This window comes from Comamonas sp. GW821-FHT11H03 (assembly GCF_058807955.1).
Genome location: NZ_JBXARF010000008.1, coordinates 195,629 through 210,947 on the forward strand (window position 1 = coordinate 195,629; position 15,319 = coordinate 210,947).

Annotated in this window: 14 protein-coding genes; 6 read left to right on the top strand and 8 right to left on the bottom strand. The window is 62.4% G+C overall.

Annotated elements, in window-relative coordinates; genetic code table 11:
• Positions 1–13: 13 nt before the first annotated feature.
• A complete protein-coding gene (kynA, locus tag AC1RTQ_RS18190; RefSeq protein ID WP_302089591.1) occupies positions 14–889 on the top strand; it encodes a tryptophan 2,3-dioxygenase in 876 nt (291 codons plus the stop codon).
• Between the two features lie 114 nt (positions 890–1,003).
• Positions 1,004–2,269: an MFS transporter gene (locus AC1RTQ_RS18195; protein ID WP_492877765.1), complete on the top strand. Its 1,266-nt coding sequence runs from the start codon at positions 1,004–1,006 to the stop codon at positions 2,267–2,269.
• A gap of 61 nt (positions 2,270–2,330) precedes the next feature.
• On the opposite strand, the gene AC1RTQ_RS18200 is transcribed toward AC1RTQ_RS18195, so the two are convergent.
• The 3 genes from AC1RTQ_RS18200 to AC1RTQ_RS18210 form a co-directional block, all read right to left on the bottom strand.
• Positions 2,331–3,521, bottom strand: coding sequence for an FAD-dependent monooxygenase (locus AC1RTQ_RS18200; protein WP_492877767.1), 1,191 nt, complete (start codon positions 3,519–3,521; stop codon positions 2,331–2,333).
• Between the two features lie 123 nt (positions 3,522–3,644).
• Complete coding sequence (locus AC1RTQ_RS18205; RefSeq protein WP_003078576.1) at positions 3,645–3,935, bottom strand: H-NS histone family protein; 291 nt, start codon at positions 3,933–3,935, stop codon at positions 3,645–3,647.
• Between the two features lie 841 nt (positions 3,936–4,776).
• Positions 4,777–5,127 (bottom strand): hypothetical protein, encoded by a 351-nt coding sequence (locus tag AC1RTQ_RS18210; protein ID WP_492877769.1) that lies wholly within the window; start codon positions 5,125–5,127, stop codon positions 4,777–4,779.
• Positions 5,128–5,400: 273 nt separating this feature from the next.
• Here AC1RTQ_RS18210 and AC1RTQ_RS18215 point away from each other — a divergent pair, with 273 nt between their 5' ends.
• A complete protein-coding gene (locus AC1RTQ_RS18215) occupies positions 5,401–6,255 on the top strand; it encodes a symmetrical bis(5'-nucleosyl)-tetraphosphatase (protein WP_492877771.1) in 855 nt (284 codons plus the stop codon).
• A gap of 56 nt (positions 6,256–6,311) precedes the next feature.
• Here AC1RTQ_RS18215 and AC1RTQ_RS18220 read toward each other — a convergent pair whose 3' ends face one another.
• From AC1RTQ_RS18220 to AC1RTQ_RS18230, 3 genes are all read right to left on the bottom strand, one after another.
• Positions 6,312–7,733, bottom strand: coding sequence for a DEAD/DEAH box helicase (locus AC1RTQ_RS18220; RefSeq protein WP_492877773.1), 1,422 nt, complete (start codon positions 7,731–7,733; stop codon positions 6,312–6,314).
• Between the two features lie 211 nt (positions 7,734–7,944).
• Positions 7,945–8,817: a KPN_02809 family neutral zinc metallopeptidase gene (gene ypfJ / locus AC1RTQ_RS18225; RefSeq protein ID WP_302089585.1), complete on the bottom strand. Its 873-nt coding sequence runs from the start codon at positions 8,815–8,817 to the stop codon at positions 7,945–7,947.
• Between the two features lie 143 nt (positions 8,818–8,960).
• Complete coding sequence (locus AC1RTQ_RS18230) at positions 8,961–9,290, bottom strand: hypothetical protein (RefSeq protein WP_492877775.1); 330 nt, start codon at positions 9,288–9,290, stop codon at positions 8,961–8,963.
• A gap of 161 nt (positions 9,291–9,451) precedes the next feature.
• Here AC1RTQ_RS18230 and AC1RTQ_RS18235 point away from each other — a divergent pair, with 161 nt between their 5' ends.
• The 3 genes from AC1RTQ_RS18235 to nadB all read left to right on the top strand — a co-directional run bounded on the left by AC1RTQ_RS18235 (position 9,452) and on the right by nadB (position 13,300).
• Entirely contained in the window at positions 9,452–10,411 is a 960-nt protein-coding gene (locus AC1RTQ_RS18235) for a delta(1)-pyrroline-2-carboxylate reductase family protein (protein WP_492877777.1), read from the top strand.
• 204 nt (positions 10,412–10,615) lie between these two features.
• Positions 10,616–11,758, top strand: coding sequence for a quinolinate synthase NadA (gene nadA / locus AC1RTQ_RS18240; protein ID WP_492877779.1), 1,143 nt, complete (start codon positions 10,616–10,618; stop codon positions 11,756–11,758).
• A 15-nt stretch (positions 11,759–11,773) separates the two neighbouring features.
• Positions 11,774–13,300: an L-aspartate oxidase gene (gene nadB, locus AC1RTQ_RS18245; protein ID WP_492877781.1), complete on the top strand. Its 1,527-nt coding sequence runs from the start codon at positions 11,774–11,776 to the stop codon at positions 13,298–13,300.
• A gap of 76 nt (positions 13,301–13,376) precedes the next feature.
• Here the strand turns inward: nadB and dcd are convergent, their stop codons facing one another.
• Both dcd and guaD read right to left on the bottom strand, forming a co-directional pair.
• A complete protein-coding gene (dcd, locus tag AC1RTQ_RS18250; protein ID WP_003052512.1) occupies positions 13,377–13,943 on the bottom strand; it encodes a dCTP deaminase in 567 nt (188 codons plus the stop codon).
• A 63-nt stretch (positions 13,944–14,006) separates the two neighbouring features.
• Positions 14,007–15,299: a guanine deaminase gene (guaD, locus tag AC1RTQ_RS18255; RefSeq protein ID WP_492877783.1), complete on the bottom strand. Its 1,293-nt coding sequence runs from the start codon at positions 15,297–15,299 to the stop codon at positions 14,007–14,009.
• Between the last annotated feature and the right edge of the window lie 20 nt (positions 15,300–15,319).

Sequence of the window (15,319 nt, forward strand, 5' to 3'; positions counted from 1 at the left end):
CAATGACTTCACCATGACGAATGAATCCTCCGGCTGCCCTATGCATGGCGGCGCCGCCATCGTCCACGACGAGAAAGCCCAGCTCGACTTCAGCCGTGACATGAGCTATGGCGACTATCTACATCTGGACCAGATTCTCACGGCCCAACATCCGCTGTCGCCCGCGCATGACGAGATGCTGTTCATCGTGCAGCACCAGACCAGCGAGCTGTGGATGAAGCTGATGCTGCACGAGGTGCGCGCGGCTACGGCAGCCATTGCCAATGCCTCGGGCGCGACCAAGCCCGATGCCTTCAAGATGCTGGCGCGCGTCTCGCGTATCATGGAGCAGCTGGTCAGCGCCTGGACCGTGCTGTCCACCATGACGCCGCCCGAATATTCGGCCATGCGCCCCTATCTGGCCAACTCCAGCGGCTTCCAGAGCTACCAGTACCGCTGCATCGAGTTTGCGCTGGGCAACAAGAACGCGGCCATGCTCCAGCCCCACGCCCACCGCTCCGATCTGCTGGCCCAGGTGCAGGCCGCCTACGAATCGCCATCGCTGTACGACGTAGCCCTGCAGTTGCTGGCCCGCGAAGGCATCGCTGTGCCTGCCGACCGCCTGCAGCGCGACTGGACCCAGCCCTATGAGGCCAGCGAGGGCGTGAAACAGGCCTGGATCACCGTCTACCGTGACCCGCACAAGCACTGGGATCTGTACCAGCTGGGAGAAAAGCTGGCCGATATCGAGGATGCCTTCCGTCTCTGGCGCTTCCGCCACCTGACCACGGTGGAGCGAGTCATCGGCTTCAAGCGCGGCACCGGCGGCACCGGCGGCGTGAGCTATCTCAAGAAGATGCTGGACGTGGTGCTGTTCCCCGAGATCTGGAGCCTGCGCACCGAGCTGTAGGCCGGCCATCAAGGCCATCGCCATTCAGGCTGCCCCTGCTGCTCCTTAGTGACAGCGCGGGCAGCCTTAATTATTTAGTCTCCGTACAAAACCTAACATCGCAACAAACTGCCCATGTCTTCCGATCACAGCGCCGCCGAGGCTGCGCCGAACGCCGGCCCCTGGCCCGACTCTTCCGCCTGGGCCATGCTGGTCTGCCTGCTCACGGGCTTTGCACTGAGCCAGGCCTTCAGAACCGTCACGTCCATCATCGCCGACGGTCTGCGCACGGACTTCGGCCTGTCCGCGCAATCGCTGGGCTCGTTTGCCGGGCTGTTTGCACTGTCCTTCGGTGTGGCCCAGTTGCTCATGGGCATAGGCATGGATATATACGGCCTGCGCCGCACCGTGCTGCTGGCCTTTCCCCTGTCGATTGCGGGGGCTGCGCTGTCCGCACTGGCACCCAGCTACTCCTGGCTGATGCTGGGCCAGTTGTTGATCGGCGTGGGCTGCTCGCCCGCCTTTCTGGCCAGTACCATGTTCATCGCGCGCCACTTTCCGGCCGATAAATTTGCCTACCTCTCGGGCATCGGCCTTGGCCTGGGCGGGCTGGGCCTGCTGTTTACAGGCACGCCCATGGCCTGGCTGGTGCAGCACATGGGCTGGCGTGCCGGCTTTGCGCTGCTGGCGGTGCTGAGTGTGCTGTCCTGGCTGCTGATTTTCTTCAAGGTGCACGAGCCCGCGCTTGCCGGGGACTCCCAGCCCAAGCCTGGCTTCATGCAGGCACTGCAAGGTTTTGGCAGCCTGCTGCTGCTGCCCCACACCTGGGGCATTGTGCTGCTGGGCATGGTCAGCTATGCCTCGTTTCTCACCGTGCGCGGCCTATGGCTCAGTCCCATGCTGATGGATCGCTACCAGTTCTCATTGGTCACGACCGGCAATGTGGCACTGGCCTGCTCCGTCATTTCGCTGTTTGTGCCTTCCATGTTCGGCCGGCTGGACCCCGGTCCGGCCAGACGCCGCCAGCGCATTGCACGCTTTGCGCTGTTCATGGCCACCGTTTTTGTAGCACTGGCCCTGGTCCATCAATCCGCAGGCAGCGTGCTGCTGCTGCTGGTCATGAGTGTGCTTTCAGGCTACGGCACGCTGATCTATGCCGATGTGCGCTCCTCCTACCCACCGGCCACGACGGGACGCGCGCTGTCCATCTTCACCATGGCCATGTTTCTCGGAGCCGCGCTCATGCAGTGGCTGTCCGGCCTGGTTGCCGGCGTTGCGGAACGCCAGAATGCCGACATCTATCAGGCAGTGATGCTGATGATTGCCGCCATGCTGGGCAGCGGTGTGCTGGCTTACCGGCTCATCAAGCCTTCGCCGCTGCTGCTCAAGGCCAGCCACTGAAGCTGTCTATCTGCGAGGCCTGCGCCGGTGCGACGGCCATCCCGGTCATGGTGAGCTGTCGCTAAAGCGCACCCTCATAGAGCCAGGGCACATCCATGATGCGCCCGCCCAGAGCGCGCAACGACAGGTCGCGCCCCCAGCGCACAGGCCCTGTCGCATGGAAGATCCGGCCATTGCGCAGCGAGCGCTCCTGCACCTTGGCATTGCGCTGCCAACGATTGAGCGCATAGCGGCGCAGACGCAGGCTGACATCCAGATCATGCATGGACAAAGCACTTTGCAGCTCGGCCGCATCCTCGATGGCCATGCCCGCACCCTGCGCCAGATAGGGGCGCATGGGATGGGCTGCATCGCCCAGCAGAGCCACAAGGCCTTGCGCCATCTGAGTCTCTGAGGACACCGGCTGCCGGTCGGCCACCGGCCACAAACGCCATTCACCGCCCACATCGGGAACGTGTTGAACCAGATCCTGCAGGTAACCGCATGCGCCCTGAAGATGCTGGAGCAGATCGGGCAGATTGGCAGAATGGTCCCAGTGGTCAAGATCCTCTGGTGCCGGCCCCTGCACGATGACCACCAGATTCTGCAACTCGCCCCGGCGCACGGGATACTGAATGGCATGCAATTGCGGCCCCATCCAGGCCGTGACCTCGCTGGTGCGCAAGCGCTTGGGCAGATTTGCCTGATGCACCATGGCCCGATAGGCCAGGTGCCCGGTCACACGCGGCGGGCCATCGCCCAGCATCTGTGCACGCACGGCGCTGCGCACGCCATCGGCGCCGATCAGGGCATCGCCCTCGATGAGCTTGCCGGTACTGGTGCGAATGGTGACCACACCGTCCTGCTGGCTATAGCTGCTGACGAACTGGTTGAGGTTGAGGTGAGCCTGCGGCAGAACCTGCAATGCATCCAGCAGAATCTGGTGCAGGTCGGCGCGATGAATGGTGAGGTAGCTGGCTCCATAGCGCTGCACCATATCTGCGCCCAAGGTCAGTCGCCCCAGCTCTTTCCCCGTCACGGCACTGCAGGCTCGCAAGGCCGAAGGGCAGGCCACGACCTGCTGCAACGATCGCTGCAGCCCCCATGCCTGAAGGCGGCGCACCACATTGGGTCCCAGTTGAATGCCGGCTCCGACTTCCGAAAACTGCGCGGCACGCTCGAACAGACGCACATCCCAATCAGCCCGCACCGCCGCAATGGCTGCTGCCAGACCACCAATACCGCCACCCGCAATCAACACCTGCTTGTTCATGGACTCTTATTGTGCCGCTTAGTCAGCTGCATCGAAGAGAACTCTGGTTTGCGCTGCCGCAAACCTTGTCGCCATGAAAAAAGCCCGCCAAGGCGGGCTCTTTCAACGTGCGCAAACAGCAGATCAAATGGCGAACTTTTCGCGGTCCTGATCTGCAATCCACTTTGGCGGCTTGCCACGGCCGGTCCAAGTCTGGCCCGTAGCAGGGTCACGATACTTGGGGGCCACCTTGGCGCCCGCATTGGCGGAAGAGCGCGCGCGAGCGGGAGGGAAGACATCTTCAGCAGTCAAGCCGTACTCGGCAATCAGGCCACGAACCTTGCTCACAGCGTCGGCCAGCTCACGCGAGCGGGCTTCGTTGATTTGCTGTTCCAGCTCTTCTCTCTGCTTCAGGAGTTCCTTGTAAGTGCTCATGATTTGCGCTTCTTGGTTGATTAAAGAGACTTCATTATAAATGCCGGAATTTCAAATTCATGATTTTCAGAGTAAGCAAAAACCACAATTCAAAATATTTATAAAATGCTACCACGTGTTAATAAATAGCTATTCTGCCTCCGAAGCAAGCAATATCTCGTCGATACGCTTTCATCCCAATCAATCGCCTCAAATATCCAGCCGCCACACATGAGCATCTGGCCCGCAACGGGCCAATGACTGCTTTGACGAGGAATAAACCGGCCGGCGTGTTATGGCGCTCCCCAGCCTTCGTCTGGCAATACTCAAATAGTCAGCCCAGCCTTCAATTCTGTTCAATTCTGAATAGGCAGCAGACCCTTGAGCAGTCAGAGTCCATCTTCTTTGCGAGTTGACCAAGCCTCAGCCTCCTACACCGTCTCCAAGAAGCCAAGCTCTTGGGCACCGACTTAGAGCCCATCACGCAGCGTCATGATGCTCTGCCCCGCCCCACATTCCTCGACGACAAACACCCCCCCCTGCTTTGGCACGCAGCTGATTCAGCCACCTCATCACTCACGAAGTCTCAGGAAAAAATTTCAAAGCCAGCGCTTGCTCTCCCAGCAGGTCTGGTGATTTTTCACCGACTACCTACCCCCTGGGCGCGTCGATGATGCGCTGCATCTCGTCCAGCGAGCCGCAGCATGCAGGAGCCAGGAACACCTTCCCATCTCTCCATCCGGACAACCGCTGGGCACAGGCCTGCAGGACCCGAGGCATCGCCATTTCGCCTTCCGGTCAATACATATCGGCGCAAAAGGCATCAAATACGTCACATAAATATCGTCTAAATGAAATCCATTTATGCCGCCTGATGTTCATGCACCTCCATCAAGTCTGCCTGACGCCCCTGCTCCAAACCAGCTGCGACTTCTTCCTCGGTCATTGCAGCGCAGGAAAAATCACTAATCCGCAGCAAAGTCAATATGACGTGCGTTGAAAATGACAACAAACGCACAAAGGACTTTGCGATAAACGCAACCCAGGCCCTGGAGCACCTTGCCATGCCGAAACCAGCTCTGGATAGGGCTGCACGATACGCTTTTGAGCCAGCTCTCCAAAGATAATCGTTATAAATGCAATAGCAGTTATGGCGATAGTCGTTGCCGAAATGGTTGCTATCTTTTCCGATACTCCCGGAGATATCGAGCAAACCGACAATCCATCGCTGTTCGCAGCCCCACCCAAATACAGCTGTGCGCCCGCTGGAGGTAATCCAAGCTGCACCAAAGACAGAAACTGCGCGGACTCGCAAGCAACTCCAGCACCGCCAGGGCGTCCTTGCTCGCGCGCTTTGCCAAAGCCGGCAATCTTGCCCTGCAACCGCAAGGCCAATGCCGATTCCGACATGGCAAACACCCCCTTTGAGCAGTGTCGGCAATGCAAACAGCAGAAAATCCCTGACTCGTCCATCAGAAAGAAGACCATGGCACTTTACTGTATCGGAGACATCCAGGGCTGCGATGACGCCTTCGAGCGCTTATTGCAAACCGTGGATTTTTCCGCAAGTCGGGACACACTTTACGTGCTCGGCGACCTTGTCAATCGAGGCCCCCAATCCGCCGAGGTATTGCGCCGCTGCATGGAGGCCGGTGATGCCATTCGCCCTTTGCTCGGCAATCACGACCTGCACCTGCTGGCTGCAGCCCGGGGCCTTCGCCGCCAAAGCAAGCGCGACACTCTGGCCCAGGTTCTGAGCGCACCCGATTGCGATGCCCTGCTGCACTGGCTGCGCCAGCAGCCTCTGGCCCGGCTGCACAGCAATGCATCGGGTGAGAACCTTCTCATGGTGCATGCAGGCGTGCTTCCTCAATGGAGCCTGCACGATGCGATCGCCTTGAGTGCCGAAGTTCAGGCCGTGCTCCAGCATGTCGACCATGCGCGCTTTTTGCACAATATGTATGGCAACCAGCCCGATCGCTGGTCCGCCGATCTGCAAGGCGATGACCGGCTGCGCTGCATTGTCAACGCCTTTACCCGTCTGCGTTTTTGCAGTGCCGACGGCATCATGGATTTTGAGAGTGCGGAATCCGCCGATCAGGCGCCTGAAGGGCTGATGCCCTGGTTCGATGTGCCGGGCCGACTCACTGCCGATACGCCCATGGCTTTTGGTCACTGGTCCACGCTGGGCCATATCAACCGGCCCGATCTGATGGCCATGGACACCGGCTGTGTCTGGGGCGGCTGCCTCAGCATGATGAGAATCGGAGAGCGCATGGACGAGCGAGAGCTGATACAGCAGCAGTGCCCGCAGGCTCAGGTGCCTGGTGCCAAGGGATAGAGCAAAGAAAAACGCCTGCATCCGGCAGGCGTTTTGCTGGGGCGATCACCCAGTGCTCAGGAGACCACGACAGGCGCCCTGAACAAGGCAGCGACCTTGCGCTTGGGCTTGCTGCTCGCGCTCTTGACCGGGGCAACATGCGTGCTGTCCCAGGATGCAGTCTCGCCGACGCTGCTGGCCTCATAGGGCCGCTCGAAGAACGGGTCCACATTGGCAGGACGCGGGGCCATGCGCGAAGGACGGTGTGCATAGCTACCACGGGGCGCTGCATCAAACTCGCGCTCACGCCGTGGACGATATTCCTCCTCGCTGCGGCTGCGGCGTGGGGGGCGCAAGTCCAGCATGGGCGCGGGTTCGACGTCGATCTTCTTCTTGATCAGCTTTTCAATATCGGCCACATTGCGGCTGTCATGATCGGTCACCAAGGTCACGGCCAGGCCCGATGCGCCGGCGCGACCGGTACGGCCGATGCGGTGCACATAGTCTTCCGCATTGAAAGGCACGTCGTAGTTGAAGACTGCGGGCACATCCTTGATGTCCAGACCGCGCGCGGCCACATCGGTACAGACCAGCAGATCCACCTCGCCGGCCTTGAAGGCTTCCAGTGCCTTCAGGCGCTCGTCCTGGCTCTTGTCGCCATGCAGTGCGGCGGCACGCAGACCGTCACGCTCCAGGGCACGCGTCAGTCGCGCACAGCCCAGCTTGCTGTTGGAGAAGATGAAGGCCTGGCGAATGTCGCGCTCCTTGAGCACGGAACGAATCGCGTAACGCTTGTCGTCATCCGTGACCTTGTAGAAGCGCTGCTCCACCGTGGAGGCCGTCTCGTTGGGACGGGCCACCTCGATGGTCACCGGATCCTGCAGATAGCTGCCGGCAAGACGCTTGATCTCGGGCGAGAACGTGGCCGAGAACAGCAGCGTGGTGCGGCTCTTGGGCAGATGGGAGAGGATGCGCTGCAGATCGGGCAGAAAGCCGATATCCAGCATGCGGTCGGCCTCGTCCAGCACCACATATTCCACCTGATTGAGCACCACATTCTTGGCTTCGATGTGGTCCAGCAGACGTCCGGGCGTAGCCACCAGCACCTCGACGCCTTTTTTCAGCTCGAGGGTCTGGGGCTTCATGTCCATGCCGCCAAACACCACGGTGCTGCGCAGCTTGGTGTGCTTGGCGTACAGGGCAATCTGTTGTGCCACCTGATCGGCCAGCTCACGGGTTGGCAGCAGCACCAGGGCGCGCACCGGATGGCGGGCAGGCGATGCCGAAGCGTTTTCATGGCGCATCAGGCGTTGCAGCAGGGGCAGAGAGAAAGCCGCCGTCTTGCCAGTGCCGGTCTGGGCTGCGCCCATGACGTCCTTGCCGGTCAATACCACCGGAATGGCCTGCGCCTGAATCGGAGTCATGGACTCATAGCCCATGTCGGCCACTGCGCGTGCCAGGGGCTCAGCCAAGTGAAGATTGGAAAAAGAGCTTGTCATTGAGGACGTTATTGTCGCACCGAGTGGGTTTTTCGCGTTGGCTTTGTGATTTTCTTCAGACGCAAAGCCTTCGCCCCCTCTGTTTGCGGGCAAAAAAAGCCTTGCCAATATCCCGTGCAATCTATCGGGATAACCCGGGTTTTCACATTCTGCCGCTCCAAAAACAAAGGCGTGTGACAGTGCACACGCCTGGTTCAGATCAGCTTGTGGCTCAAAGCGACTGAGCTGCGAAGGTGTCGCAGGCCTTGACGCTGCCGCTCTTGTAGCCCTGGGTGAACCAGCGCACACGCTGGGCGCTGGAGCCGTGGGTAAAGCTGTCGGGACGCACCGTGCCCGTGGCTTCACGCTGCAGCTTGTCGTCGCCGATCTGCTGCGCGGCATTCATCGCCGACTCGATATCGCCCTGCTCCAGCCAGCTCTTGGCCTGCTGCGACTTGTTGGCCCAAATGCCGGCCAGGCAGTCGGCCTGCAGCTCCAGGCGCACGGACATGGCATTTTGCTCGCGCTCGCTGACACGGCCCCGCATGCGGTCCACCTTGCCCGAGATGCCGAGCAGGTTCTGCACATGGTGGCCGACCTCGTGGGCCACCACATAGGCGCGAGCGAACTCACCGGGAGCGCCCAGCTGGCGACTCATGGTGTTGAAGAAGTCCATGTCCAGATAGACCTTGTAGTCACCCGGGCAGTAGAACGGCCCCATGGCCGACTGTCCCGTGCCGCAGGCCGTGCGCGTCACGCCGGTGAACAGCACCAGCTTGGGGTTCTGATACTGAGCACCGCCTTCACGGAAGATCTGGGTCCAGACATCCTCGGTCGACGCCAGCACCGTGGAGACAAACTTGGCCCCCTGGTCATCGCCGGCCGGGCGATGCGCTGGAGCCTGCTGCACCTGGGGCGAGCCACCACCGGAGAGCACGCCAATCGTGGTCAGCGGGTTGATGCCGAACACGCCCCAGCCTATCAGCGCCAGCACCACGGTGCCTATGCCGATGCTGCGGCCACCAATGGGGAAACCACCGCCGCCACCACCGTCTCCACGGCGATCCTCGACGTTGTCCGACTCGCGGTTACCTTCCCATCTCATGGTGCTTACTCCTTTGCTGTGTTGCACGCGGCCTGCGCCGGGTGGCGATATTAAGGGCTGCGGCTCCGACTGGAGGTATCAAGCTGTGCTTTTGCCACCTCTGTCAAGCTGCAACGCAGCATTGTTGACGTTTGGCCTGGTGTTCAGCGGCCGGCAGGCGTGGAGATCTGGCTCACGCCCGGCGTGCCAGGCGTGGATTGAGGCTGGTTGCGGGCCACCTGCTCCTCCACCACATCGACCATGCTCAGAAACAGAAAGGCCACTGCCAGCAGGCCCATCACCGCCAGGACGGCTGATGCCCAGAGCCTGGCCGAAGAGGATTTGCGCGGTGCTGCCGCCTGCTGCTGGGTCGGCTCATAACTCGCAGCCGAGCCGCCATCCCGCCAGACAGGCTCGACGTGACCACGGCTGGAGGGCGCTTGTGTCCAGGTAGGATCCTTGCGTTGCCCGGAGCGGGGAGAAAAACCAAACATGTGTGCGACAGAATCGGTGAATAAGACAGTGGCTATTGTGCGCGCTGCCAGCCTTCGCCAAAAGCGTTCATGCTGCGACACTCTGTCGGTCAACATCGCGCTGGGCTTGCAATTCTGTAAGCTCAGAGGCTTGTCCCCCGCCCCCCATACGACTACTGCCCATGAATGCCCAGACCCCGCCTTCGACAGCGTCTCTGAACGCCCGCGCCACTGCCGCACTGCTGCCATGGACCGACCTGGCCGATGAGATCGAAGCACTTTTGCGCCAGCTGCAAAACAGTGGCAGTGTCTCGGTTCCGCCACGCATCGTCATGCCCACCGCTTCCGGCAATTGCCTGTTCTGCATGCCGGCCACCGATGGGAAGGTAGTCATGACCAAGCTCATCAGCTTCACGCCAGGCAATGCCCAGGTGGGCAGACCTACCATTCAGGGCGATATCGTGGTTTTTGATGCATCAACAGGAGTGCGTCAGCTGATTCTGGACGGCCCCACCGTCACGGCCAGACGCACCGCAGCCGTATCGCTGCTGGCAGCGCGCCGCCTGGCCCCCAAGCCCCAAGGCCCGCTGCTCATCGTCGGTGCCGGCGTGCAGGGCAGCGCCCATCTGCAGGCTTTTGCCCAGGGGCTTGGCACGCAGGAGGTCTGGATTCACTCGCGCAGCGCCAGCAGCGCGCAGCGGCTTGCAGACCAGGCCCGCGACCTGGGTCTGCATGCGCGCATCGCCGACGACCTGGAGGAAGCCGCCTGGCACTGCCCGCTGATTGTGACCTGCACGCCCGCGCAGACCGTGGTGCTGCATGAGGCGGCAAGACCCGATGCCTTTGTCTGCGCGGTCGGCGCCTTCACGCCGCAAATGGTGGAGCTGGCTCCCGAGTTGTGCCGGCGCTTTCTACACCAGGGTCAGATCGTCGTGGACACCGCCGATGCCGCACACGAGGCCGGCGACCTGTTGCAGGCCGGCATCGAGGTCAACACCCTGCCCACGCTGGCCACCGTGGTGCAACAGGACTGGTCTCGCTCCACGAAGCCTGTGCTCTTCAAATCCTGTGGCTGGGGCGGCTGGGATCTGGCCGCCACCCGCCTGGCACTGCGCCAGCACCAGCTCACGCAGCCCGCCTGAACATCCTCCATTTGCTCATTTCTCAGAAGCATCAAGTCATTGATGAATAAGCGATCCATCCATTTCCTGGATTGCTTTACCGAGCACCGACTGCGCTGAAAAGCGACGCCATCCGGCCTAATTTGTCTCCCTGGTGACAAATTCAGAAAAAGCGGTTTTAATAATACTCAGATTGAGTATAAGTATTTAACAGCACAACTCAGGATGGAGACGATGACGATCAGAACCGTGGAATTCGATCAGCCCGTACCGGGCATCAGCACCCAGTGCAGCACAGGCCAGGCCTGGGCCAGGGTGCTGCCGCAGCAGGACAGACAGCAGCAACGCGAGACAGCGCAGCGCATCAAGGCTCTACTCAAGGAGCGCAATGCCGTCATGGTTGCCCACTACTATGTGGACGGTGCGCTGCAGGATCTGGCACGCGATACCGGCGGCTGCGTGGGCGACTCGCTGGAGATGGCGCGCTTTGGTGCCAACCATCCCGCCAAGACCCTGATCGTGGCCGGCGTGCGCTTCATGGGCGAGACCGCCAAGATCCTGAGCCCCGACAAGACCGTGCTCATGCCCGACGGCGATGCCACCTGCTCGCTGGACCTGGGCTGCCCGGCCGATGAATTCAGCCAGTTCTGCGATGCTCACCCCGACCGCACCGTGGTCGTCTATGCCAACACCAGCGCCGCCGTGAAAGCCCGGGCCGACTGGGTGGTCACCTCTTCGGTAGGGCAGGACATCGTGGCCGCGCTGCACGCACGCGGCGAGAAAATCCTTTGGGCGCCCGACCGCCATCTGGGCAGCCATATCCAGCAGCAGACCGGCGCCGACATGCTGCTGTGGCAGGGCAGTTGCGTGGTCCACGACGAATTCAAGGCCGACGAGCTGCAAGCCCTGGCCAACGCCCACCCCGGGGCCGCGATTCTGGTTCATCCCGAATCGCCGGCCGCAGTCACGGCACTGGCGGATGTGGTGGGCTCCACCACCCAGCTCATTGCCGCTGTGGGCAAGCTGCCCACCGACACCTTTATCGTCGCCACCGACCAGGGCATTCTTCACGACATGCGCCAGCGCTATCCGGGCAAGCACTTTCTGGCTGCCCCGACGGCGGGCACGGGCGGCAGCTGCAAAAGCTGTGCCTTCTGCCCTTGGATGGCCATGAACAGCCTGCCGGGCGTGGAGCGCGCCCTGCTGCAACGCAGCGGTGCCATCGAGCTTGATGCGGCGCTGGGCCTGGCCGCCCGCAGGCCCATACAGCGCATGCTGGATTTTGCCGCTGCTCAGCGCCAGCCGGTACGCGCAAGCGGCGAGCTGGAACGCGATGCAGCCCTGTTCCAGAACTTCGGTCCGGCCTGAGCGAGGACAAGCACCATGCCCCAATCCCCGACTGACTGCGATGTGCTCATCATCGGCTGCGGACTGGCCGGCCTGACGCTGGCACTCAGTCTGCCCAACACACTGCGCATCACCGTGCTCAGCAAAAGCAGTGCCGACGAATGCGCCAGCGCCTGGGCCCAAGGCGGCATTGCCGCCGTGCTGGACCCTGCCGACAGCCTGCAAGCCCATGTGCAGGACACGCTGATCGCCGGTGCCGGCCTCTGCGACGAAGCTGCCGTGCGCCGCATCCTGGAGCAAGGCCCCCAGGCGATCGCCTGGCTGCAGGCCCAGGGCGTTCCCTTCAGCACCCATGCCGACGGCAGCCTGCACCTGACGCGCGAAGGCGGCCACAGCGCGCGGCGCATTGTGCATGCGGCCGACCGCACCGGGCAGGCCGTGCACCAGACCTTGCTGCAGGCCTGCCGGCGTCTGAAGCACATCACCTTGCTGCAGCATTGCACTGCCATGGAGCTGCTGCAGGACGTGCAGCAGCGCTGCGTGGGCGCCAGCGTGCGCAATGCCGATGGGCAGCAGCAAAATATGCTGGCCAGTCATACCGTGCTGGCCACAGGCGGCATGGGCCAGATCTACCCCAGCACCACCAATCCGGCCACGGCAACCGGCGACGGCATTGCCATGGCCTGGCGTGTGGGCTGTGTCGTGCGCGACCTGGAGTTCATGCAGTTCCACCCCACGGCCTTGCAGGTGGGCGGCCGGTCCGTGGGCCTGGTCTCGGAAGCGCTGCGCGGCGAAGGAGCCTTGCTGTGCCTGCCAGACCGGCAAGGCCGGCCCGGCGAGCGCTTCATGCTGCGCCACGACCCGCGAGCCGAGCTGGCACCGCGCGACATCGTGGCCCGCGCCATCGATGGCGAGATGCGGGCCCACCATCTGCCCCATGTGCTGCTGGACATCACACACCGCAGCCGCGACTGGCTGGAGCAGCATTTCCCCGGCGTCATGGCACTGTGCGCGGCGCACGGCATAGACATTGCCACCCAGCCCATTCCTGTCGCGCCCTGCGCCCACTATGCCTGCGGCGGCGTGCAGGCCCATGTGGACGGTCGCACCGCCGTGGCCGGGCTGTGGGCGATTGGCGAGGTGGCCCGCACCGGCCTGCATGGCGCCAACCGCCTGGCCAGCAATTCGCTGCTGGAGTGCGTGGTCATGGCCAGGTCTGCGGCGCTGCGCATGGCCGAGCAGCCCCTGCACAAGCCCGCAGCCATTCAAGGCAGGCAGCGCAAGCCCGGCAAGAACCTGAGCGCTGAGAGCCAGCAGGAGATGCGGCAGTCGCTGCAGCAGCTCATGCTGCACAACGTGGGCATTGTGCGCAGCAACCACAGCCTGATTGCGGCGGCCAAGCAACTGGTGCTGTGGCGTGCTCAATGGCGCGGTGCCGACCCCGCCTTGCGCAACCAGCTGGCGCTGTGCAGCCTGATGGTGGACGCGGCGCTGCAGCGCCATGCCAGCGTGGGCGCGCACTGCAATCTGGACTGCCCGGCGCTTGAGGCGGCAGCGGCCTGATCGCGTCCGGCAGCCTCCCAGGAAAGCAAAAAGCCCGCTGTATCCGCAGCGGGCTTTTTTGGCGAGGCAACAGGCTTCAGGCCTTGGGCAGCGTCACGCCATGCTGGCCCTGATACTTGCCGTTGCGGTCCTTGTAGCTGACTTCGCATTGCTCGTCGCCCTGGAAGAACAGCACCTGGGCACAGCCTTCGCCCGCATAGATCTTGGCCGGCAACGGCGTGGTGTTGGAGAACTCCAGCGTCACATAGCCCTCCCACTCGGGCTCGAAGGGCGTCACGTTGACGATGATGCCGCAGCGCGCATAAGTGCTCTTGCCCAGGCAGACGGTCAGCACGTCGCGGGGAATGCGGAAGTACTCCACCGTGCGGGCCAGTGCAAAGCTGTTGGGCGGGATGATGCAGTAGTCGCCCTCGAAGTCGACAAAGCTCTTCTCGTCAAAATTCTTGGGGTCCACCACCGTGCTGTGGATATTCGTGAAGACCTTGAATTCGCGGGCGCAACGGATGTCGTAGCCATAGCTCGAAGTGCCGTAGCTGATGATCTTCTTGCCGTCGACCTGGCGCACCTGGCCAGGCTCGAAAGGCTCGATCATGCCGTGCTGCTCCGCCATCTGACGGATCCATTTGTCGCTCTTGATGCTCATTAGAAGTCCTGTATCGCTTGATTTTTCATAGCGTTGTGCGCTCACAAATCAAGCGCAAGACCGCTATTTTGCTTGAGAAACAATGGTTTGCTCAATCAGGCGGTCATCCCCGAGGATGATCATGGCAAACAGCAGCTCGTCCAGATTGCGCGCCTGGGCCGTCTTGCGCGCCAGCAGTGGCGTGCAGCCGGGGTTGATGACGACCAGGTCGGCCTCGCAGCCGGGCTGCAGATTGCCGATCACGCCCTGCAGGCCCAGCGCCCGTGCAGCGCCTGCCGTGTGCTGCCACCACAGGTTTTGCGGCGACAGGCTCTGGCCCTGCTTGGCATGGCTCTCACGCCCCACCACATAGGCGGCCTGCATGGTGCGAAACGGCGAAAAGCTCATGCCGCCGCCCACATCGCTGGCCAGGCCGTAGAGCATGCCGGCCTGGTCGGCCTTGAGGTAGTCGAAATAGCCGCTGGCCAGAAACTGGTTGCTGGTCGGACTAATGGCCGCCGCCGAGCGTGTGTCATGCATGAGCTGGCGGTCGGTTTCATCGAGCCAGATGCTGTGCGCATAGACGGCGCGCTCGCGCATCAGACCGAAGTCGTCGTAGACGGCCAGATAGCTGCGCGCGGCGGGGAACAGCTCCTTGACCCAGGCAATCTCGTCCAGGTTCTCGGCCACATGGGACTGAATCCAGACATCACCGTACCTGGCCGCCAGCTCGCCCGCACCGCGCAGCTGCGCTTCGGTGCTGGTGGGCGCAAAGCGCGGTGTGATCGCATAGCCCAGGCGGTCCACGCCATGCCAGCGCTGGATCAGCGTTTCGGAGTCGATCAGGCTTTGCTCGGTCTCATCGCGCACGCCGTCGGGGCTGTTGCGGTCCTGCAGCACCTTGCCGGCAATCATGCGCATGCTGCGCTTTTGCGCGGCCGTCATGATGGCATCCACCGATGCCGGATGCGAAGTTGCAAAGGCCAGCGCCGTGGTCACGCCGTTGCGCAGCAGCTCGTTCATGAAGAAATCGGCCACGCCATCGGCATATTCGCGATCGTGGAAGCACGACTCGTGCGGGAAGGTGTAGTTCTCCAGCCAGGGCAGCAGGCCAGGGGCCGGCGCGCCGATCACATCGGTCTGCGGGTAGTGGATGTGCAGGTCGACAAAGCCCGGTGCCAGCAACTTGCCGGGCAGGTGAATGACTTGCACGCCTTCGCGCGCAAGATACTGCTGGGCCAGCGTCTGCCAACTGCCCGCAGCCACCACGCGCTGCACGCCCGCAGCATCGGGAGCAATCGCCAGCAAGGCGTCGGAGTCATAAACCGCTTGGCCGTCATCGGCGAAGCGCAGCAGGGCACTACGATAGATTTTCATGGACCAGAGCTTACGCGCCC